Source organism: Wolbachia endosymbiont (group A) of Phasia obesa (assembly GCF_964028125.1).
Taxonomy (GTDB): domain Bacteria; phylum Pseudomonadota; class Alphaproteobacteria; order Rickettsiales; family Anaplasmataceae; genus Wolbachia; species Wolbachia pipientis.
The window spans coordinates 1,138,759-1,162,050 of the sequence record NZ_OZ034764.1 but is presented as its reverse complement, the minus strand read 5'-3'; the positions used below and the strand labels follow the sequence as shown (position 1 = coordinate 1,162,050).

Annotated in this window: 18 protein-coding genes and 1 tRNA gene; 11 read left to right on the top strand and 8 right to left on the bottom strand. The window is 34.8% G+C overall.

Annotation, left to right across the window (positions count from 1 at the left end; all coding sequences use genetic code 11):
- Window positions 1–166: 166 nt before the first annotated feature.
- A complete protein-coding gene (locus tag ABWU29_RS05760) occupies window positions 167–925 on the bottom strand; it encodes a DsbA family protein (RefSeq protein ID WP_141456844.1) in 759 nt (252 codons plus the stop codon).
- A 331-nt stretch (window positions 926–1,256) separates the two neighbouring features.
- On the opposite strand from ABWU29_RS05760, the gene ABWU29_RS05755 reads away from it, so the two are divergent.
- The 3 genes from ABWU29_RS05755 (at window position 1,257) to ABWU29_RS05745 (ending at window position 4,065) form a co-directional block, all read left to right on the top strand.
- Window positions 1,257–1,409, top strand: a complete 153-nt coding sequence (locus ABWU29_RS05755; protein WP_007548541.1) for a hypothetical protein — start codon at window positions 1,257–1,259, stop codon at window positions 1,407–1,409.
- Window positions 1,410–1,425: 16 nt separating this feature from the next.
- On the top strand, window positions 1,426–2,499 hold the full coding sequence (locus ABWU29_RS05750) for a Fic family protein (protein WP_242049518.1): 1,074 nt from the start codon (window positions 1,426–1,428) through the stop codon (window positions 2,497–2,499).
- An 87-nt stretch (window positions 2,500–2,586) separates the two neighbouring features.
- Complete coding sequence (locus ABWU29_RS05745; protein ID WP_015589507.1) at window positions 2,587–4,065, top strand: UbiD family decarboxylase; 1,479 nt, start codon at window positions 2,587–2,589, stop codon at window positions 4,063–4,065.
- 785 nt (window positions 4,066–4,850) lie between these two features.
- On the opposite strand, the gene ubiA is transcribed toward ABWU29_RS05745, so the two are convergent.
- The 5 genes from ubiA to ABWU29_RS05720 all read right to left on the bottom strand — a co-directional run bounded on the left by ubiA (window position 4,851) and on the right by ABWU29_RS05720 (window position 13,179).
- On the bottom strand, window positions 4,851–5,708 hold the full coding sequence (ubiA, locus tag ABWU29_RS05740) for a 4-hydroxybenzoate octaprenyltransferase (protein ID WP_015589508.1): 858 nt from the start codon (window positions 5,706–5,708) through the stop codon (window positions 4,851–4,853).
- Between the two features lie 3 nt (window positions 5,709–5,711).
- Window positions 5,712–6,110, bottom strand: coding sequence for a ribosome-binding factor A (locus ABWU29_RS05735; RefSeq protein WP_015589509.1), 399 nt, complete (start codon window positions 6,108–6,110; stop codon window positions 5,712–5,714).
- A gap of 9 nt (window positions 6,111–6,119) precedes the next feature.
- On the bottom strand, window positions 6,120–8,444 hold the full coding sequence (gene infB, locus ABWU29_RS05730) for a translation initiation factor IF-2 (protein WP_015589510.1): 2,325 nt from the start codon (window positions 8,442–8,444) through the stop codon (window positions 6,120–6,122).
- Between the two features lie 9 nt (window positions 8,445–8,453).
- The gene (gene nusA, locus ABWU29_RS05725; RefSeq protein ID WP_015589511.1) at window positions 8,454–10,016 is read right to left on the bottom strand and encodes a transcription termination factor NusA; all 1,563 of its coding nucleotides are present in this window, start codon (window positions 10,014–10,016) and stop codon (window positions 8,454–8,456) included.
- Between the two features lie 88 nt (window positions 10,017–10,104).
- Window positions 10,105–13,179 (bottom strand): efflux RND transporter permease subunit, encoded by a 3,075-nt coding sequence (locus ABWU29_RS05720; protein WP_264378188.1) that lies wholly within the window; start codon window positions 13,177–13,179, stop codon window positions 10,105–10,107.
- 175 nt (window positions 13,180–13,354) lie between these two features.
- Between ABWU29_RS05720 and ABWU29_RS05715 the strand changes: the two genes are divergently transcribed.
- Complete coding sequence (locus tag ABWU29_RS05715; protein ID WP_015589513.1) at window positions 13,355–14,095, top strand: hypothetical protein; 741 nt, start codon at window positions 13,355–13,357, stop codon at window positions 14,093–14,095.
- Window positions 14,096–14,098: 3 nt separating this feature from the next.
- On the opposite strand, the gene ABWU29_RS05710 is transcribed toward ABWU29_RS05715, so the two are convergent.
- Window positions 14,099–14,836: a glutamine synthetase gene (locus tag ABWU29_RS05710; protein ID WP_015589514.1), complete on the bottom strand. Its 738-nt coding sequence runs from the start codon at window positions 14,834–14,836 to the stop codon at window positions 14,099–14,101.
- A 326-nt stretch (window positions 14,837–15,162) separates the two neighbouring features.
- Here ABWU29_RS05710 and dnaA point away from each other — a divergent pair, with 326 nt between their 5' ends.
- Window positions 15,163–16,545: a chromosomal replication initiator protein DnaA gene (dnaA, locus tag ABWU29_RS05705; protein ID WP_010962298.1), complete on the top strand. Its 1,383-nt coding sequence runs from the start codon at window positions 15,163–15,165 to the stop codon at window positions 16,543–16,545.
- A gap of 27 nt (window positions 16,546–16,572) precedes the next feature.
- Here the strand turns inward: dnaA and ABWU29_RS05700 are convergent, their stop codons facing one another.
- On the bottom strand, window positions 16,573–17,847 hold the full coding sequence (locus tag ABWU29_RS05700) for a metallophosphoesterase (RefSeq protein ID WP_015588755.1): 1,275 nt from the start codon (window positions 17,845–17,847) through the stop codon (window positions 16,573–16,575).
- Window positions 17,848–18,037: 190 nt separating this feature from the next.
- Between ABWU29_RS05700 and ABWU29_RS05695 the strand changes: the two genes are divergently transcribed.
- From ABWU29_RS05695 to virB11, 6 genes are all read left to right on the top strand, one after another.
- Window positions 18,038–18,125, top strand: a tRNA-Leu gene (locus ABWU29_RS05695).
- A gap of 29 nt (window positions 18,126–18,154) precedes the next feature.
- Window positions 18,155–19,237 (top strand): GTP cyclohydrolase II, encoded by a 1,083-nt coding sequence (locus tag ABWU29_RS05690; RefSeq protein WP_015588756.1) that lies wholly within the window; start codon window positions 18,155–18,157, stop codon window positions 19,235–19,237.
- A 72-nt stretch (window positions 19,238–19,309) separates the two neighbouring features.
- Window positions 19,310–19,990: a virB8 family protein gene (locus ABWU29_RS05685; protein WP_015588757.1), complete on the top strand. Its 681-nt coding sequence runs from the start codon at window positions 19,310–19,312 to the stop codon at window positions 19,988–19,990.
- The gene (gene virB9 / locus ABWU29_RS05680; protein WP_015588758.1) at window positions 19,977–20,777 is read left to right on the top strand and encodes a P-type conjugative transfer protein VirB9; all 801 of its coding nucleotides are present in this window, start codon (window positions 19,977–19,979) and stop codon (window positions 20,775–20,777) included. The genes ABWU29_RS05685 and virB9 overlap by 14 nt, the downstream gene beginning before the upstream one ends.
- 16 nt (window positions 20,778–20,793) lie before the next feature.
- On the top strand, window positions 20,794–22,290 hold the full coding sequence (locus tag ABWU29_RS05675; RefSeq protein ID WP_015588759.1) for a TrbI/VirB10 family protein: 1,497 nt from the start codon (window positions 20,794–20,796) through the stop codon (window positions 22,288–22,290).
- A 1-nt stretch (window position 22,291) separates the two neighbouring features.
- On the top strand, window positions 22,292–23,284 hold the full coding sequence (gene virB11, locus ABWU29_RS05670) for a P-type DNA transfer ATPase VirB11 (RefSeq protein WP_141456834.1): 993 nt from the start codon (window positions 22,292–22,294) through the stop codon (window positions 23,282–23,284).
- Window positions 23,285–23,292: the final 8 nt, after the last annotated feature.

Sequence of the window (23,292 nt, the reverse complement as noted above, 5' to 3'; positions counted from 1 at the left end):
AGTCAATCTTTGCAGGCTGAGGTTATGCTTGACTATAGGCATCACCTGCTTTTCTTGAGCTACTGTGTCACTTCTACGTGCCGTTACTTATCACACCCACAGTTACTATACTCAGGTTCATTTGAGTTGTCAAGCAAAAAAAATAAAATTTTATGGCAAATTGAAACTAGCCTTGCTTGTGACTTAATTCATCTACTTTTTTGCGTAGTATATTTAAATCAGTTGCTCCTACAAACAGACTATCCCCAATTATTAAAAAAGGTGTACCACCTACTCCCAAATCTCTTACTAGAAGCCTACTGTTGTTTATCATTTGCTCAATTTTGTCCGCGTTATCTTTTATGGAATCATTAAAATCGTCCTCATCAATCCCTATGCTTTTCACTATATCCAATATGCTTTCGTCTGAAAATCCTCCTTTGTGACTTAAAGCAGAATAGTGAAAATCGAAATATTTTTCTTTATCAATAAAGTAAACAGCTAAAGCGCTTTTTGCTGCCCTTAAAGAGTCATTACCAAGTATTGGAGCATCCCTAAAGATATACTTAATTTTACCGTCGTTAATTAACTGCTTTATATCATTCTTCATAGCTTTGCAATATCCACAAGAATAGTCAAAGAAGCCTACAGCTATAACACTACTATTTTCATTTCCTGAGTAAGGATAAGCGGAGTCGAATATTTCATTTTTGTACTGTAAAATTTTACCTTTAGTCGCGTTATCTCGAGCAGCGTAACTACTTTTAATCGACTCCTCTTTGAGAGTTTTTACGATCTTATCAAAATTTCTACTGATATAATCATCTAATCTCGTACTTATTTGGTCATCGGTTAGGGTTTGACCGCGGTGTGAAAGCCAATTGTTTATTACTGGTAAACTTGCTACTGCCAGTATAAGAATCAATGAAAACGATATTCTAGACATATACTTATTAAAGAACCTACAATATAAAACTTTTAGTACACATTTATCTATATATTAAAAGAAGCATCTAATGTTAATATATAAAAACATTTATATCAAGTGTATTTTATAGTCAGTTTTGCCTCGAATACAAACTTTACGTACAATGATTAGGTATATTGTCACAAAGTTCATCAGAAGACTTGATAATGTAGGTGACCAAACTACCCCCAGAATAGCCAATTATGAGATGCTCTATCTTTTACCGCCGCGCTGTAAACATGGCGGTAAAACAAAGTTGATAATTTTATTCCGCTGTGTATAATTTCAACAAACTCCGCGGAATAAACATATGAGTGAACCAATAATTGGCAGAGAAAAAGAAATAGCTATTCTACAAGACAAACTTCTTTCTCAATCAGCCGAATTTATTGCTGTTTATGGTCGGCGTCGTGTAAATGTTGTATTATCTGCATTTTATCAGCATAATATAGAAGTAATGTAATGCAGATATTATGCCGATGCCAAATTATACGATTACTTCTAAAATTGCTAATTGCCTTATGAGGATTGAAGCAGCAAAAGAAAAAGTGTTACATTTGCCACTCACTGTATCGATGCTCTCGTCCCTTCGTGAAACTGCACGGCTTTATACCACACACTATTCTACTATGATTGAAGGAAATCGACTTGAGCCTAAACAGATTGAAGAGGTTTTAAGTGGTAAAAGCCACTTTCCAAAATATAGGAGAGATGAAAATGAGGTTAAAGGATATTATGCAGCTTTAACCCAAGTTGAACAATGGGCAGCGAGAACGATCCCTATTACTGAGAAAGCCATTCAAACGCTTCATGCCCTAGTAATGGCGAGTGGAAAATCTAAAGTGAAGCCAACCTCTTATCGTGATGGTCAAAACGTTATTCGTGATAGCCGTACACGTGCAATAATTTATATGCCCCCTGAAGCAAAGGATGTACCAAAGCTCATGAGCAGTATGATTGATTGGATTCGTGACAGTGAGCAAGTGCCTTGCCCAATTATTGCAGGTATTGCTCATTATCAATTTGTAACAATTCACCCTTACTATGACGGTAATGGTCGTACTGCAAGATTGTTGACTACATTAATTTTACACCTTGGTGGATATGACCTAAAAGGGCTTTATTCATTGGAAGAATATTATGCTAAGAATCTAGGAGCTTATTATGAGGCAATCAGTGTAGGTCCATCGCACAATTATTATATGGGACGAGCTGAAGCAGATATCACTAAGTGGGTGGAGTATTTCGTAGAAGGTATGGCAAATTCATTTGAGAACGTTTTACAACGTATAAATGAAGAAGAATACCACACTGATCAGACTGATCTTATACGTAAACTTGATCCTAAACAACGCAAAGCTCTTGAGCTCTTCCAGGAGTTTTCCGCTATTACAGCTAGTCAGGTTGGCGAACTATTTAATTTTAAGCCTCGTACTAGTGCGCAACTTTGTAAAAAGTGGGTGGAAATGGGGTTTATCAAGATTGTAGATTTTTCCAATAGAGGAAGGAAATACAAACTTAGTAAGCAATATGAAGATTTGATCTCAAATTAACTGAAAGCTCGCTAGACAGTGCATAGGTCAAATTTCAATAAAGTGCTTGAAAACTAGATATAAACTTAAAATTTTAAAAACTGGAATATGTACAACAACTTACGCGACTTCATCAAAGCCTTAGAAGAAAAAAAAGATCTGATTAGGATTAAGGAGGAAGTTTCAACAGTTCTTGAAATGACAGAAATTCATCGCAGAGTTTTGTCAAGCAAAGGGCCAGCGATCATTTTTGAAAATGTTATCACAGAAAATGGCAAAAATTCGATTCCAGTTTTGGTGAATTTATTTGGTACTATTAAGAGGATTGCATTGGGGTTGAACATAAATCCTGATGAACTAAGAGATCTTGGTAAACTTTTAGCATTTTTGCAATCACCTGAGCCGCCAAAAAACTTTAAGGATGCTATAAAAATGTTTCCTTTGTTGAAAGTCGTGTTATCGATGCGAAGTAAAGTCGTGAGCAAGGCTCCATGTCAAGAGGTAGTGCTAACCGGAGATGAAGTGGACCTAAGTCTACTGCCCATTCAAACATGCTGGCCAAATGAACCTGCACCACTTATCACCTGGCCGATTGTGGTAACAAAAGGACCCACGAAAGAAAAGCAAGATAATTTTAATCTTGGAATATATCGTATGCAGGTTATAGATAAAAAAACAACACTAATGCGTTGGCTTGCACAAAGAGGTGGCGCAACTCACCACAAACGATGGAAAGAGAAGGAACAAAATATGAAATTTCCTGCTGCTGCTGTGATCGGTAGTGATCCTGCAACGATTATTGCTGCAGTAACTCCAGTGCCAGAAACATTGTCAGAATACCAATTTGCTGGACTGCTGCGAAAGAAGCCGCTTGAGCTGGTAAATTGTAGGACTATTCCACTTCAAGTACCAGCTCACGCGGAAATCGTTCTGGAAGGCTATGTGAGTTTGGATAGATATCAAGACGAAGGGCCATACGGAGATCACACCGGCTACTATAATTCTGTTGAGCAATTTCCTGAATTTAATATTACTGCAATTACTATGCGTAAAAACCCGATATATCTTAGCACTTTCACTGGCAAGCCACCTGATGAACCATCGATTCTTGGTGAAGCACTCAATGAAATTTTTGTGCCCATTCTTATCAATCAATTTCCAGAGATAGTGGACTTTTATCTGCCACCGGAAGGTTGCTCATATAGAATAGCGGTAGTGTCGATAAAAAAATCCTATCCAGGGCAGGCAAAAAGAATTGTTATGGGCATACTTTCCTTTCTAAAGCAATTTTTATACACGAAGTTTATTATCGTTGTTGATGATGATATAAATATACGTGATTGGAAGGAAGTGATGTGGGCAATGTCAACGAGGATGGACCCTGTGCGTGATACAATCATGATAGAAAATGCACCTATTGATTATTTAGACTTTGCTTCCCCTGAAAGTGGACTTGGAGGTAAAATGGGATTTGATGCGACAAATAAAATCCCGCCTGAAACCAAACGAGAGTGGGGAAAGAAAATTGAGATGAGTGAGGAAATAGTAAGAAAAGTCACGGAAAAGTGGGAGGAATATATGGACTAGACTTCTTGCATAAAAGCAGAAAAAAGTTTGGCGTTTTTTATAATGCCGTAATTAGCATTAACTGATAATTGTGATTTAAGTTCGTCACAGTGCCCTTTTTTTGTCATCCTATAGCTATACCGCCGCGGTATCTCTTAGCCGCTAACAAGTAGTGGGATGACGAGCTTATCGTCATCCTGCCGCGAACCGTCATACCGCGATTCATTCGCGGTATCTCAGCCGCTAACAAGCAGCGGGATACTTAGGGATGACGGTTGTTGTTTAGCTGTAAATATTAAGAAATTTACCAAATGAAAAAAAAGGCAAAAGAAGCCCTGGGGTTATTATCCGCTTTAAAGTATTGGCGTTTTTTATGTTTTAAACGCTTGACAAGCGAGATTCAGCCGCTTTTAATTGCAACTAACTTACGCTGCAAATGTTTAAGAAATTTACTAAGCAGAAAAAAAGACAAAGAATCCCCGAGTTAGCTAGTCTTTTACTATCTCTGTCGAGTATTGGCATTTTTTGATGTCTTGTAACGCTTTATAAGCGCGTTCAGCTTATTTAGATAAAAATCTAGATGTAGATGAAGTTTTGTAAAGACATACAGTATCTATATACTGCAAAAAATTGAACATAAGACGCCGATACATTAAGTAATCCTTACCTTTTAATCTGCAGATTGGCGAAAGCAAATACAATAGCTTCAGTTTCATGATAAGAGGGCTGGCGAAGGGTGTCAAGCAATTTTCGTTTCTGCGAGTACCTGAGTTTATTGACTTCATTAGAGCCAAAACTCTTGAGACCTAGGTGATAATTCTATCTAAAAGGATGCCAAAAAAGAGAAGCAACCCTACGTAGGAATTATTTTTAAATATGGACATGCATTGACTGGGATCGTCAGGATTGAAATTTTTGTATTGGCGGTGAAATATGAACCCTACGGCAAGTAGAGCAATATAAAAAATGTTATTTAATGATGATAAAATACCAGCATATAGCCACGTCATAAGAGATATTAAATAAAATCTTTTCAACCAAGATTTTGTTGTATCACCAAAATATAATGCGGTAGATTTCATCCCGAGTTTTTCATCATCTTTTTTATCTTGATGGGCGTATATGGTGTCATAGCTAAGTGTCCAAAAGACGCATCCTATATAAAACAGCAAGGATTCTATACTGATCTGGTTTGTTATTGCTGCTGAGCCCATGAGCGATCCCATATTGAAGGTAAACCCTAAGAACAATTGTGGCCACCAAACATACCGCTTTAATAAAGGGTAAGTAGCTATCATACACATTGAGATTATTCCAAGTATAAGTGTAGTTTTATTAGTTAATAATAAGATTACCAGGTCAATAGACAGTAGCAGTGAAAGTAAAGCTAAAGCCTGCTTTATGTTTAATGCACCACTTGCAAGTGGCCTATATTTTGTTCGTTCAACGTGCGCATCTATTTTTCTATCGAAGATATCATTGATTATGCACCCTGCGGGTCTCATTAAAAATGCACCTATAGTAAACAAAACAAGGAGAAAAAGAACCTGATACGATAGAGAAGTTGAGGCTAAAAGAATACCGCTCAAACTGGGAAATAGCACAAGCCACAAACCCGTTAAACTGTGCAACCTCATTAATGAAAAGTAACGATTGAAATGCATTAATTAAGTGTGATTATGTAATATTTTGCTTACATTAACAAAATTATCGAACGCTAAGTCAGGCTTGAAAACTAGTTCAGGTATAAATCGCAAATCAACATAACACAGTATAGATTTACGTATTGACCATGCAGATTGGTTCATTTCATTAACAACGGTGTTAAGATCACAATTATTCTCAGAAGGATCTCCAGTGCGTCTTTTTTCTGGATCTAAGTAGTCAGCTACTTGAATATTCAATGAAGATAACACAATATATACATCTGCTTTTTTCAAATCTTTACTTAATTTTACGTCAGATACCGCTACATTTTTATTGAACACCTTACCTTCCATTAGAATTCTTGATATTGCTCTATGCAATACCGATGCTATCTTTAGGTTTCTAATTTCCTTTTTCATATCCAGCTACTATAACACCCTTTCTTCTTGCACTAATTGATAAGCTTCCAAAATATCTCCAACTTTAATATCGATATTACCCTCTAGTGATACTCCGCATTCAAAGTTTACACCTACTTCTTTAACATCATCTTTAAATCTACGTATTGCTTTTAACTTTCCTTCATGCACCAATTTGCCACCACGCACTACCTTAATTAAAGAATCTTTTTTTATGACTCCATCACTTACATAACATCCAATGATATTACCAGCTTTAGATACATTAAATATTTGCCTTACAGATGCAGAACCAACACGAACCTCTCGTGTAACAGGCTTTAACATTTTAGTTAAATACATTCTCATGTCGTCAATGAGCTCGTATATTATGTTATAAGTATGTATTTCTATACCTTTTTGTTTTGCCAAGTCCCTTATTTTTGAGTCCACTTTTACATTAAAAGCTAAAATTACTGCACTTGATGCTTCTGCAAGCAGCACATCTGAATCTGTTATCCCTCCTACTGCTTTGTGTAGGATATTTAATTTCACTTGGTCTTTACCGAGTTTATCAATTGAACTTGATATTGCTTCAATAGAACCAGTTACATCGCACTTTAAAACTACAGATAGTTCTTCTGTTTCGCTGTTATTACGACTGAATATATCTAAATTATTGTCGCCCAAATCTTCTTTCTTTTTCTTGATTAACTCTAGCCTGTATTCAACAATTTCACGCGCCTGCTTTTCAGAATTTACAACAACAAATTTATCTCCAGCATTTGGTACACCATTTAGACCAGTAATTTCAATTGGAGCGGAGGGTAGTGCTGCTTTTTCTCTTTGACCAAGGTGATTAACCATACTACGTACTTTACTGTATGTTGTACCAACTACCAATATATCACCAACCTTTAACGTTCCTTCCTCAACTATCAATGTAGCTGATATTCCTTTCGCTTTATCTATTTTGGATTCTATTACCCATCCAAGTGCTCGACAATCTTCTATTGCTTCTAGCTTCATTAATTCAGCGATTAACAAAATCGTCTCTTCTAGTTTATCTAAATTAGTTTTCTTTTTTGCTGATACTGGCACAATCATAACATCACCACCAAGCTCTTCAGGAATGAGATCATATTGAGGTAAGCTACTCATTACTTTCTCCACATCACCAGGCTCAGATTTATCAATTTTATTAATAGCAACTATAATAGAAACATTTGCTGCTTTTGCATGATTTATTGCTTCAACTGTTTGTTTCATGATTCCATCGTCAGCTGCAACTACTATTACAACTATATTAGTAATATTGGCACCACATGCACGCATCGCAGTGAACGCTTCATGTCCTGGTGTATCAATGAAAGTAATTTTTTGCTTATCTTTTGTTATTATTTGATAAGCACCTATGTGTTGAGTTATGCCACCTGACTCTCTTTCTGCAACATTAGATTCACGAAATGCATCGAGCAATGAGGTTTTACCATGATCGACGTGTCCCATAAAAGTGACGATTGGTGGTTTAGGTTTTTTAGGCAGGCTTTCTCTGCCTTCTATAAAAAATAAATCTTTTTCTCTGTTGGTATCGCTCACTCGTTTAGCCGTATGATTAAATTTTTCCACTATTTCACATGCTATATCTGGATCCACCAGATCATCTACTCTATAACTCTCACCGACTTCTTCTTTGAACATTTTTAGCACACTCTTGCTATCTTCTGCCATGCGAATAGATAACTCCCTGATAGTTATTTTGTCTGGTATAATAACTTCTCTTGATATATTTTTACCCTTAGTAAACTTTGACTTTCTACCTCTTATACCAAACCTTTGCTTAAATACAGGGGGTTGTTCAGTTTTTTCATCTATTGCCTGTGCAATTACCAGTTTAGAATGCTTAGAATATATATCTTTGTTGACTTTAAAAGACTTTTTATCGTTGTCCTCATGGTCAATACTATCTTCTTTTGGTTCAACTAAGTGGGTATTACTTAAAACTTGCTTATTTATTTCCTTAGATAAAGCGTCCGCTTCATTTTTCTCGTCAATCTCTTTATTGCTGTCTTCTTTTGCTGTTTTCTCTTTTTCTTCTCTCTGATTTCTTTCTTTCAGCAAAGCAGCATTCTGCACAGCATTAATGCGGAAAATTTGTTCTTTCTCTGTTAAAGAACCTAATTTACTCTCGTCAAATAAATTATGTTCTTCTGCATCATGAGATTTTTTTCTTCTTTTTTTTACTACTGTAGCTCCAGTACTTGGGCTAGCTGAAGAGTTTAAATTGAGGTCTAATTTAAGCTTGCTTAAACCTTGGAGCGTTAATTTTTTATCACTGATATCTTCATTATTCATATTATTTTATTATATTAATCCAAGCTTTTTACGTGCTTCTATGATTATTGAATCTACTGTATCTTTTAGATCTTCTTTGCTATCGGATGAGGAAGAGAGTATGCTGCAAAACTCATAACTTGATAAATCTGCTATGTCCTCTAAAGTCTTAATATCATGCTTACTAAGAGCAATTTTATTGTCTATTGATAAAGTTAAATTGATTACATCATCCTCCATACCTAAACTTTTTAGCTCTTCTATTTTTCTATCATTTTCTGCTTTCAGGTACTTATTTGCTCTATTGTGAAGTTCGTTTGCAATATCTTCATTAAAGCCCTCTATTGAAGCAAGCTCTTTAATTGAAGCGCTAGATATGTCTTCTACACTTGAAAAACCTTCTGTTACCAATAGCTGACCCATAATCTCTTCTAAGTTTAAAGCTTCAGCAAATAAAGCTGAACATTGACTAAGTTCTTTACTTCGCCTTTCTGATTCTTGCTGAGTGCTTAATATCTCAATTTTCCATCCAACAAGCTCTGAAGCTAATCTTACATTCTGGCCCTTTTTTCCTATCGCTAAACTCAATTGATCTTCAGCAACTATTAACTCTATGCAATTTTCATTTTCATCAATAATAACCTTCGATACTTCTGCAGGAGTAATGGCTTTAATAACAAATTGACCCAAATCTGAGGAGTAATTTATAACGTCAATTTTTTCACCATTTAATTCGTGTATAATAGTTTTTATTCTATCTCCCTTAACTCCAACACAAGCACCTACTGGATCAATGTTCTTGTCGGGAGAGAAAACGGCAACCTTAGACCTTGAACCAGCATCTCTAGCTATACCTTTAATTGTCACTAATCCGTCAGCAATTTCTGGTATTTCTTGATTTAATAATGCCTCCAAAAAGCCTTCATGAGTCCTAGAAAGAATAATTTGACGTCCATCATCAGAGCGCTTAACAGTCTGTATGTAAGCTTTAACCTTATCACCTTCACGAAATGATTCACCACCAGTTAAATTTCGCAATGGAAGATATGCCCTAGTGCCATTTATGTCTATAATAAGATCTGAATATTCTACTTGTTTAACAATACCATACCTTATTTCTCCCACCTTATCTTTAAATTCCTCATATTGCTTTTTTGACTCTTCATCTTTAATTATTTGAGCAATCTTTTGCTGGGCAATTCTTGCTGAAGCAAGATCAGTGTTAAGAGAGAGTAATTCACTAACAGTATCTCCAACTTTTGCATCTCCTTTTATTAATTTAGCTTGTGTAAGCGTAATTGATTCACACTCGGTATTCTCTTTTTCATTTGATTCATCATCAATAACTTTTAGTTTTCTATATGAAGTAACTTTGCCTGTGTTTCTATCTATATCAACTACAATTTTACTTTTGCTACCATATTTTTGATGAGCCACTGCTTCTATAGCACTTTCTAGTGCCTTTATTACAACATCAAAATCTAAACCTTTTTGAAGTGAAAGCTCTCCTGCTGTTTTTATTACATCAAGGCTTCCAACTATGTTATTCTTGTTACTTTTCTGCTTAACACTGCTTTTACGATTAGCAATCATAATAAATAAATCCAATGTAATTAGTTATAATTATAGCTCCAACGGGCAAAGAACACTATCTTAAATGTTAAATGATTGCTAATTTAAGTCAAGTTTTTTCATGTTTTTGTATAACAAGCAACGCAGGAGTAAAGAATAAAGTTAAAACCGTTGCAGCCAATATTCCACTTGCTATGGTTGTTGAAATGTCAACCCACCACTGGCTTGATGGAGCATCATATGTGATTTGTAGCGTAAAAAAATTGATATTTAACCTGGTAATCATCGGTATTAAACCAAGAACTGTGGTTGCAACGGTAAGCAATATTGGCCTAACGCGAGAAATTGCAGCGTTTATTACACATCGCTTGATGTCATTTTTGTGTACCTTAATTTGGTGATGAAAGGCATCAAGCAATAGTATGTTATTATTTACTATAATTCCTGCCAAAGCAATTATCCCCACTCCACACATAACAACTACGAAAACTTGTTGGATAAGAAAGAAAACAAAAAACACACATGTTGTGGATAAAAACACTGCTGTCATTACGATAAATGTATGGTATACATTATTAAACTGTGTCACTAATACCAATATCATTAGTGTAATCGCTAATATAAAAGCCTTTAACAAAAATGCTCCTGATTTTTGTTGATCTTCTTTGTCGCCTTTAAAATCAATTTTTACTCCCTTGTCCCAATCCTGGGCAATAGAATTCTGAATGAACTTTACTCTTTCATCAACAAGATAGCCAGTATCAACGTCAGCAGAGATTGTCACTGTGCGTAATCCATCAATCCTGTTTAGTTTGTTTACCTTTTTTTCGGGAGCATATTTTACTATATTGCTCATAGGATACGGGCCATTAACTGTATTGATAAAAAGATTGTCTATAGTCTTCATGTTGCGATCCTTTCCAGGGAAACGGAGTACAATATCGATTTCTTCATCCGTGTTATTTGGTCTATATTTTCCAATCAACACTCCATTTGTAACCATCTTTATAAAATCGCCAATGGTTGCAACACTTACTTCAGAGCTTGTAGCCTTATTCTTATCAACACTCATATTCCACTCTATTTCAGGTGCTGATCTGCTATCTTGAATATTTATAAACCCGGATGAAGGTTGGTTCATAATTTCTAGAATTTTCTCTGCTGCTAAATTCAAACTGGATGCACTCCCGCTGAGGTTGATTTGTATTGGCTTGTCAGCCGACGGTCCTGGCTTTTCCTCTTGAACATTAATTATTATTCCTTTCATGTCTTGCACACTGCTCCTTATATCATTTAGTATGTGCTTAGCTTTGCGCCTGAAGCGCCAATCCATAAGTTCTAGTTGTATTCTGGCGATAACGTTGTCTGAAAATGCTCCTGATCTAGCATAAGAAACATGAATTTCTTTTTCAATGCTCAAAATGCGTTCTTCCACTTCTTTGAGTATCAGATCTCGTGCTTTGGCTGATAAGCTTTCTTTTGCTTTAACACTGATTAAAATATTATCTGAATCCACTTTCGGAAAAAACTTTACTCCAGGACCAAAAGTAAAGTACAGCACACTAAATGAAAACAAAACGAATACAGTAGCACATACGAATTTTTTAGGATGATCCAAAACCTTCTCTAGCATTCGTACGTAAGCTCTTATTATAGGCCCAGCATTTTTTATTTCACCACTTTCGATAGCATTCATTTTTTCAATTTCTTCCTTTGAAGTTACTGATGGCTTTCCAAAGATTGCACCAAGTGTTGGTATAAAAACCAGAGCCATAATGAGCGATCCGGTTAAAGTTAAAATTATTGTAATTGGTATATACTGCATGAATTTTCCCACAGTATCAGGCCAGAGTAGTAAAGGAAAAAACACTGCCAATTTAGTTAACGTTGATGATAAGACCGGATAAAACATATCACGAACTGAAGTGTGAAAGGCTTCTACTTTGCCCATTCCGCAGATCATCTTTCTATCGGCATATTCGCTGATCACAATTGCATCATCAACCAGCATGCCAACAGCCATAATTAAACTGAAGAGCACAACGATATTTAAGGTTATACCCATAAAGTAAAGAGCTATTATCCCAATGAGAAAGGAACCGGGTATCGAGAGTGCCACAAGAATAGCAATCCTTGTTCCCATAGAAAGCATCATTATGATCAATATTAACAACACAGCAAATATTATGCCGTTTTCCAAGTCATCAAGCACATCGCGGACGTTTTTTGACTGGTCGTTTAAGTACACCACTTTTAAATTTTCAGGTAATTGATCTTTTGCCTTATCCATTAAGTATTTTACTTGATTTACTGTGTCTATTATGTTTTTTCCGTTACGTTTTGAAATTTCTAGCACGACACTAGGTAATCCATTAATGCGAGCAAACCCTTGGTGATCTTCAAACCTAGGGTATACTTTTGCTATATCTTTTATTCTCAAAACTGCATCGCCTTGAGATCTAATAGGAATATTCATAATATCTTCTATATCTTTTAGTAATCCTGATATTTTAATCGAATATTTACCGGTGTCATTTTCCAGTGATCCAGCTCCCACTAGTCTATTATTGCTTGATATAGCTTGGAATATTTCGTTTGATTGAATGTTATATTTTGTTAGAACTGTGGGCTCAATTATAACTTCCACTGTTTCTTTACGCATACCCGCCACTTCAACTTTGAGAACATTTGGCAGAGATTCTATTTCTTTCTTTAGCTTGCGTGCTATTTCAGTTAAGGCTCTTTCTGGCAAATTACCAATTAAGCCGACATTGAGTATCGGAAATAAGCTCAAGTTTATTTCATTGATTATCGGAGATTCCGCTTCAACAGGTAACTTCGATTTTATGTTTGAAAGCTTTGAACGAACATTATCGAGCACTTCTTTATTATCATACTCTGTTCCAAATTCGAGTATCATGTGAGCACCATCATTAGTTGCAAAAGCTCTCAATTCTCTTACACCTTCGATGGATCTTAGTTCATTTTCTATAGGAAGCACTAATAGCTTTTCACTATCTTGAGCAGAAATCCCAGGAAGTCCAACAAACACGCTGATTATAGGAATCTGTATATCAGGATTGCTTTCCCTTGGCATTTTTACATAAACGTATGAACCGAAGATAAAAATTACTATAAGTAATAATACCACCGCCCTGTTTCGCTCTATGAGTAAGCTCTGCATGTTGAATGTTAGCTGAATATGTGTGTTTGTACAATATTATAGTCGAGATACATTGCATATTAATTAATCCTTGTGTAGCTTTAAAACTTTATGCAAATAATTAAAATTTTCGCAAAATTGCAAGTATAAGAAAATTCCTGTATAATAATTCTAGAACAGTATTTGAGAGGTTATTATGGTGGCAATTCTAAATATAACAAAAGGCAAAAATAAAGTTATTGTGTCTGGATTAGCTGGAGCTTTATCAGCTTTAATATTTTTAACAGCAATCCACATTGCCGCAAAGATAGCCATTATCGTTTCTGCTGCTGCAGTTACTTACTTATTACTTTCGCTGATTCATAAAATAAGAACTAAAAAAGAACAGCCTGAAATTACTGGTGTTTCAGGAGAGAAAGTTTCAGAAGATGAAGGGTATAGCAGTGTTGATGAAGGTGAAGAAAAAGATACCGCAAAAGAACCAGAAAAAACTGAAACTGAGTTAGAAGAAGAAATAATAAGGAAAAGAGCACAAGAACGCATGGAGAAAGGATCACTTGGTGGTCCTATAAATGCGTTTGGCGAACCAATTCATGTGACTATAGATGCTGAAAATAGTAATCCTGTTGATTATACAAAAACTATGGTAGTGCCTGAGGAAATTATTCTTAGCATGCTAAATGATAAAACTCTTACACAAAATAACTCTAGCTCTATAAAGAATCAGATGAAACCTCTTCCTGAGCACATGGATGTGCCTGGTAATCCACTTCCTGGGCAAGTGTTAAGCAATCTAGAGCTTGAATCTAAAAGCACGCAGAAACTATCTGCTTTAGACTTGCTATTACAGTGCAAAAATGTAGATAATGATGTAAAAAAAATGCTAAAACAGCCAATTACCCAAAAGGGGTTTAACGGATTAGGATTTGATAGATAGTTGTTATATTAACCTCTCCATCTCATATTGAGGATCAGATGCAATGCCGTAGACCCTATTTGGCGGAGCAATTTTGTTCTCTATACCAAAAACCATACCTTCAATTATTGCTGTGAGTACTTTTTCAAGGTCACAATCTGCTCCGGGAACGCGGTGCTCTAGGCGGCATCTTTTGAAATCGTTGCCAAAATAGGGAATTCTTATCGCAGCAGTTCTGTTATTTACTCCCCAACTAATCGTAGTTGGAGTGTGAATATCCGGATACTGAAATCTTAAATATGAATCATCATTTGGAGCAAAAAACAACATATGTTTTTTCATCATTGCACATAATCCACCAATACTATGAATCAGATAGTCACTGTACTTTTGCTCATTGATATAAAATAAGTTACCGTTATTTGAATTCACGAGATTAACATGCACATTTAATGCACTGCCTGCTCTATCCAAATAAGGCTTTGCTTTAAAAGAAACATTCCCACCTAGTTTTTGTGCTGTTTCAGTAAGTGATTGTTTTGCTAACTCAAAATGCTTAATTAAATTGTAGGAGTTCGTATAACAACCACTTTTTATCTCATACTGATGTGTAGAATTCTCCTTCTCGCAAGAAAATTCAAGAGATGCTATTTTATTTTTGATGCTATTCAGAAATAAGTATTCTTTTTCTATTCCTTCAATGTAAAACTCTAGTTCAATACCTAATACAGCATAACAACTCAAATTACTTAATATAATCATAAATTTGCTTCAGTAAATCTATATTAGGTTAGCTATATTTATATGAATACTTTACTTATTTGCCAGTAAATTTAACATCTTATTTATACATAATGTATTACTGTTTTTAATAGCATGCTTCTAATCCTCGATACAAGCGACATTTACAAATTTTTCATTTTTTTGAAATAAAAATGATCAATTTTAATGTTTTTATACCCTTTACAACCCATCAAAAAATCACCATAATTTTTAGTATGTATTAAGTAGTATTAGCTTTTCATTTTGCAGTAGGCTATTGATTATCTTATATTTTTCTAATTATTGCTTTTTTCTTGGTGTGGTATATGAACTTAACTAGCCCTAAGGTTTCTACTATGTTTTTTGATCAGATTATTACAGTAACGGATCACAATGTTACTTGGGAAAAAATCCAAAATTGTCTTTATAATCTTTATGGAGAAGCAACATATAATAGCTGGCTGAGTTCACTAAAATTTGTCAGTAGCAGAAATGGGGAAGTTCTTTTATCCGTGTCAACAAGGTTTATAAAAGAGTGGATTACAGTTCATTACATGAAAAAAATATTATCATTATGGCAAAGCGAAGATAAAAGTATACGTTCTATTGATATTCAAGTAATTGAGGAGAGGAATTCAAATTTTAATGTTATACTAAAAAACAGAGAGGAAAGTAATCATAATCTTGGTTCGCCGCTGGATCCAAGGTTCACCTTTGATAATTTTGTAGTGGGAAAGCCAAATGAATTAGCATTTACGGCGGCAAAGCGTGTGGCAGAATCTATAGATCCAATATTAGGCAGCAATCCTTTGTTTCTATATGGTGGAGTGGGACTTGGTAAAACACATCTAATGCATGCTATAGCTTGGCACATAGTCAATTCCCCATCAGCAAAAAGAAAAGTGGTGTATTTATCAGCAGAGAAATTCATGTACCAATATATTACAGCGCTGCGAAGCAAAGATATTATGTTATTTAAAGAGCAATTTAGATCAGTAGATGTATTGATGGTAGATGATGTGCAATTTATCAGTGGTAAAGATAGTACACAAGAAGAATTTTTTCACACTTTCAATGCATTGATAGACCAAAATAAACAATTGGTTATATCAGCTGATAGGTCTCCTAGTGATCTTGATGGAGTGGAAGAAAGAATAAAATCACGACTCGGTTGGGGGTTGGTGGCAGATATTAATGAAACAACTTTTGAATTAAGGCTTGGTATATTGCAGGCAAAAGTGGAGCAGATGAATATGTATGTTCCGAAAGATGTCCTAGAGTTTTTAGCAAGGAACATAAAATCTAATATAAGAGAATTAGAAGGAGCATTAAATAAGGTTACCCATACCTCATTAATTGGAAGAAGTATGACGGTAGAATCAGCTAGTGAAACCCTAATCGATCTTCTTAGGTCAAATCATAGGTCAGTCACAATAGAAGAAATACAAAAGAAAGTAGCTGAATTTTTCAATATAAAGGTTGCAGATATGCAATCCAATAGAAGGCTTCGCAGTCTTGCAAGGCCAAGACAAATAGCTATGTATTTTGCCAAAAAATTTACGCAAAAAAGCCTACCAGATATTGGGAGAAACTTTGGTGGCAGAGACCATGCTACTGTTATACATGCAGTAAAACAAGTAGAAAATTTTATAAAGACCGACTCAAAATTTGCTGATGAAATCAATCGATTAAAAAAAATGTTTAAGTAGCGTTTTTAAAATAGCTAATAACAAATCCTAAAATGAATCGACTATAGTTTTAATCCGTTTAAGTTTAAAATCTTCTGTTAGCTTCGCAGAATACATTTCCTTATTGTGTTGATTATAGAAGGTAAATTCGTGATCATCTAAATTTAGTATTGCAAAGCCAAAGCCAAAAAAGTTTCTAACCTCGTGTGCTAAGTAGTTTTTACCATTTAAATAGTCAAATTCTACATTTTGATAAACAGATTCTTGATCTTGAGCGTGTAATGATGCACCACCGTTTCCAACTATAATTTGGTCTGGAACATTATCCATTAATAAAATCTGGGCTATATGAATGTGGCCAGAAACTATGGTAGTAACATTGCTTGGAAATTTATCTCCAAAAGCTTCGATTTGTGTAAGATTACCATGGCTTTTTAATGTCAAAAATTCTTTTTTTGGAGATCTCCAAAGCGGTTTATGAGTTAAAAACCACATGGGCTTGTCAGAACTATTTTGTATCAATTTATCAAATTGCCTCTCAAAAGCATCAATTGTGCTTTGGGTTGTAAAAATATCCTCACCGGATGAAGAGTCGAAGATAAAAAATTTCATCGGTCCAGCATCTAAGGACCAACTAGAAACGAAGTTTCCACATTTTTCAGACGAAAAGGGGTATGAATCTAGATACCTGAACCATCCTTCATAAGCTCTATCACAACTCTCATGGTTTCCACGAACAAAAAGGAAAGGGGATTGTGATAAAATATCCTTTGCAGGCTCAAACCAATCAGCGTACCAAACTTCTTTATTGTATCCATAAATATCGCCACACTTTTTTGTATTTCTACATTTTGTTTGTCTATAATGATAATCACCAACATGGATAATTAAATCTGGTTTATGAAGGGCGATTGAATCTAAATTTTTTTTTAAAGGCCAGCTATCTACCGAATTACATTCCTGCTGAAATAACATATTTATTCTACAGCCCGTGTCACCAATGAAAGCAATTTTATTAACCTTTTTTGGTAATATAGGAACCCGTAGATTCTCAATACTAATGTTTTTGGCACTTGTTTGTACTGTCAGTTCACAAACTGTTTCGTTATGATCACCATTGTTAATTGAGCTGCGATTCAGCATTTCTGTTTCCTCGCCATCAACATAAACAATGGGACACATGTCATTGTCCGTAATTGCGCGTATGCTTAGTTTATTTTCTGGGATAACTTGAGACCATGTGTATAATATTTGTGCATGGACGAAATGAAAGCTAGTTATAAGAGAGAGAGCTAAAAAAATAAAGATATTAGCTATATTCATTTGTATAAAAACCTAAGTTAAAAATTAGTAGTAAGGTTATCTTAAATGATTAAAATTTATAATCACAAAATTCATAATCAAATTATACAAACAATTTCTAAATTATTCTAGTATCAGATTGACACTCTAGATGAAAAATTCTAAAATGATTAAGTAATTTAAAATAATTATATAAAAACTAGAATATAGTGCGGCCGTGGTGGAATTGGTAGACACGCAGCGTTGAGGTCGCTGTGGCTCATAAGGCCTTGGAAGTTCAAGTCTTCTCGGCCGCACCAGTTTTTATCGCTGTTTAATATGGGTAAAAATGTTTATAGGAAATCAGAGTAGCAATAAGGTAGAAAGAGCTATCAGCGAAATCAGGCGCGGTCGGCCAATTGTAATATATGATGAAAGTAATTACCTATTGTTTGCTGCTGCTGAGGCTTTAGAAAGAGATTTATTTAATCAATACAAGCTTACATCAAGTAATGTATATGTTACTTTAACTTCAAGTAAGGTAAAATACATATCTCAGAATAAAGAACATAACAGCAAACGTCTGTTGGTGAATAATTTTGATGAACTGCTCTATTTAATAAACTGTTCAAAGGAAGATTGCATAAAAGAGTTGCAATGCTCAAAGACAATAGATGAATGTGCTATTGCCTTGCTTAAGTTCTCAGAATTATTGCCATACGCGTTAGTGGCTGATATGACTTTTGAGAATAACCATGAAATGCGAAATTGGTGCGAGAAAAATGACGTTATTGCACTGGACACGTCATTCATAAATAATTTTCAAGAAAATCAGGATGTATATGAAGTGTGCAAAACATCATTATTTTTAAAACAGACTCAAGAAGTAAATATCATATCTTATAGAACCGAAAGTGGTGGAAGAGAACATCATGCAATTATCATTGGCAATCCAGATAAAGATGACGAACCATTAGTGAGAATTCATTCTTCGTGCTATACGGGTGACTTGTTAGATAGCTTATCATGCGATTGCAGAAGTCAGTTACATCAAGCAATTCAAATGATAGCTGACTTTGGAAGTGGTATTATATTGTATTTGATGCAGGATGGAAGAGGTATTGGTTTAACTAATAAGTTAAGAGCATACAGTATGCAAAGAGAACATAACCTTGATACTGTTGATGCAAATAGAATATTGGGTTTTGAAGATGATGAAAGGAGTTTTGTTGTTGCAGCTAAAATGCTTAAGAAATTGAACATTAACAAAATCCAATTACTTACAAACAATGATAGGAAATTGTCAGAATTGGAAAGTAGTGGTATAGAGGTTACAAAGTGTCTACCACTTATTGTGGAACGTAATAAATATAACGATTCATATATGGAGACAAAGTTTGGTAAGCTAGGCCATAAGTTAAGAGTTTTTTAGCTTTTTTGTTGTAACTACTTTGTTAATTTGCTATGTTTATTAACACAAGTTAAGATTTTTAAGAATATTAAAATGCTAAGATTTTTTAAGCGAGAGAAAAGTACTGAATCGTTAGATAAGGATATAAATTGGAATTCAAACCGCTACAGCACAGTTATTGCTCAAAGGAATATTCTACTTTTATTTGCGTTAATATTATTAGCAACGATCTCTATCAGCATATTAGTCATATTTAAAATTAGCACAAGTAGCACTATTGAGCCATTTGTTATAGAAATTGACAAGAAATCTGGAATAGTGCAATTGGTTGATCCTGTCACAGTAAAGCAGTATTCTGCAGATGAAGCGCTGAACGATTATTTTATTTCAGAGTATATAAAAGCAAGGGAGGTTTTTGATCCATATCATTATAATTATAACTATTATACAAAGGTGAGGTTGTTTTCCTCATCTAATGTGTATAATGAATTTAGAAATTATATAGGATCGCAGAATATGGATGATCTTTTTAATTTATATTCAGATACCAAAAATGAATTTAAAATTCGCTCGATTCAAAAATTGGGTAACGATGCTCTTCAGGTGAGGTTTTTTGTGGAATTTATACGGAAAGATGGAAGTTCCACAAGAAAAAATAAGATAGTTATTATGTCATATAGATATGCATCGCTTGAAATGAATGATCAGCAAAGATATATTAACCCATTAGGGTTTCAAGTTATTTCATATAGAGTAGATGATGAATATGTATAGGATATTATTAGTTTTAGTTTTACTTGTAAGTAGCAATTTAAACGCATCCATTAATTATAATGAACCTATTTCTGTAGATAGTAGAATAAAGACTTTTGTGTATAGCCCTAATGAAGTATTTACGGTGGTTTTTAGTCAGGGTTACTATTCTTATATTGAATTTGCGGAAGGAGAAAAAGTTAAAAATATCGCTGTTGGTGATGCATCAAGTTGGAAAATTAATCCTTATGACAATAAATTGCTTATCATGCCATTTGAAGTTAGTAGCCGCACTAACATGATTATTACGACAACTAAAAAAAGAAATTACATTTTTGATTTAATCTCAAGGCCAAACTACGATAAATACCTGGACACTAATGCTAAGAAAGTGGATCACGATTATTCTGCTGAAAAGGATATATCTTACGTAGTACGTTTTTATTATCCTCAAGAAGAAGGTGAATTTGATGTTGATTTAGATGAGGTTTCTTTACCTACTCAAATGCAGTATACTACAGACAAGCTAGAAAAAATAATACAAGAAAATGATACGAAGTATAATTATACATATATTGATGAAGGTGGTAATGCGGATATAGTTCCGATTGAGTTATTTGATGATGGTTATTTAACCTATTTAAAATTTAGAAATAATAATAAAATACCTCAGATTTTTGTAGAAGGGGAGGATAAACCTTGTAAAAGGCTGTTATTTGATGATTATGTTATAATAAAAGGGGTACATAAAAAGCTATTTATGCGTTATGAAGATGATGAAGTTGAAATTATAAATAGGTCACTTTAGCTGTGGTACATGCAATATGAATAAAGAAAGGCGTAACAATTCAGAAGATGAGTCAGAAATAGAGAACAAGGTAGTAACAGTTGGCTCTAATCAAGGTCATAGGGCATTGATGGTTATGATTTTAGTGCTTCTGGTTGGTGTAGTGTATTATTTCTATTTTAGTCCTTCTCATAAAGAGGATTCAGAAGTTATTAAAAAAGAGGAAACAAAGCAAAACGTTCAAGAATTTAAAGGAAAGTTGGAACAAGTTCCAGATAATGTAATAGTTCCAGAAAGAATAATAACCGATTCCTTACCACCCTTACCTCCTCTTCCTACACCACAAATCGTACCAGAAATAAAACAAATTAAAAAAGAAGAAGAGAAACCAAAAGAAACCCCTGTGTCAAATATACCTATTTTGCCAAAGCCAAATTTTCCTTCTAGTAATGTTATTAGCAATTTACCTACCTCGTTTCCTACAATAGGGGGCGGAGGTTATCCTAGAGACAGACGTAGTGCACAAATGTTAACAATTTCAGGTAGTAGTGGAGAGAACAAGGCTGCTGATGCTATTTTATCCGACACTTCAGCACAGTCGAGCAAAGCTACCAGAGTAGGAAAGCTTGGTTTAATGATTACTCAAGGTAAAATTATTGATGCTGTTCTTGAAACTGCAATAAATTCTGATCTGCAAGGAATGCTGCGTGCTATGGTGAGTAGAGATGTTTATGCAGAAACTGGTGATACAGTTTTAATACCTAAAGGCTCAAGATTGATAGGTAGTTATTCATTTGACTCGAATGTTGCTAAATCTCGTGTAAATATAAACTGGAATAGAGTGATTCTGCCACATGGAATAGATGTTGCCATCTCATCACTTAGTACTGACGAGCTTGGTAGAGCAGGGATAGCGGGAATAGTTGATAATAAAATAGTAAGTGCGTTATTCTCTTCAGTGGCACTTGCTGGTGTTTCAATTAGTTCGGCTGTTATAGGGCAAAAGGCTTCTAATCTTATCGATGCGCTAACTGCCATGGATGCAGTGAAGTCTATTACTGCAACTGAAATAGATATTTCTTCTCTCAAAGGGGCTATTGTTGAGAGATTGGAGGATGCTATAAAAACTGAAGTTGGGAAGGTAGGAGACGAAAAATGGAAATTGGGTCTTAGGGCTATTGAAAAAATTCGGAATGCTAAAAGTGATCAGGATTTACTGAGAATAATAAAGGAAGAAATAGTAAGTGTGATAAAAAGTTCTGGAGCTAGTGGAGTTGATGCAATTACTAGTGACAATATCGGTATAACTTTAGACGATGTACGTCAACTGTTGAGGCAAACTCAGAAAAGAAGCAAATCTGTTTATGATGAAGCAATCGGGAAATCAATCAATGATTTTTCTAAAGACATGCGAGATATAGTGGGCAGATATACAGATAAAAAACCAACTATTTATGTTGATCAAGGCACTGCATTGAAAGTATTTGTTAACCAAGATATAGTATTTCCTCCACAGGCAATATTAAATCAATGAAATGAACTATGCTGCACTTGATACATATTTGGAGCCATTACAGGGCATATTTCAAGAAGAAGGCGTAAATGAAATATCAATAAATAAGCCAAAGGAAGTATGGATTGAAAATCGTGGTGAAGTAAGGTGTGAAAAATTAGAAATATTCGATCTTAACCATTTGAAATCTCTTGGCAGACTGATTGCTCAAGCTACAGAACAAAAGCTTAGCGAAGAAGCGCCGTTACTTTCGGCAACATTACCAAATGGTTATCGTATACAGATAGTATTTCCGCCAGCATGTGAGCCTGATAAAGTAGTCATGTCGATTCGTAAGCCTTCTAGCATGCAATTAGCACTCGATGATTACGAAAAAATGGGGGCTTTTTCTGAAACTGTTACAGAAGCAACTGATAATCCAGTTGACCGTCATTTGGATTTACTGTTAAGGCAAAAAAAAATAAAAGAGTTTTTAGAATACGCTGTAATAAGTAAGAAAAATATTATAATTAGTGGTGGAACTTCCACTGGTAAGACTACTTTTACTAATGCTACTTTGCGTGCTATTCCAGATGAGGAAAGAATTATTACTGTTGAGGATGCAAGGGAAATCGTTTTGAACGATCATCCCAATAAAGTCCATCTAATTGCCTCTAAAGGAGGGCAGGGCAGAGCAAAAGTAACCACTCAAGATTTGATAGAAGCGTGCTTACGTTTAAGGCCAGACAGAATAATAGTTGGTGAGCTCCGTGGAGCGGAAGCTTTTAGTTTTCTTAGGGCGATAAATACTGGTCACCCTGGATCAATATCAACCCTTCATGCGGATAGTCCAACAATGGCCCTTGAGCAAATAAAACTGATGGTTATGCAAGCAAACCTTGGCATTCCTCCAGACCAAATTATACCATACATTAGAAATGTGATTGATATTGTTATTCAGCTAAAAAGAACCGGTGGGGGCAAAAGAAGCATTTCTGAGATATTATTTACTAGATCTGCGAGCGAAAATGCTTAAATTTATAC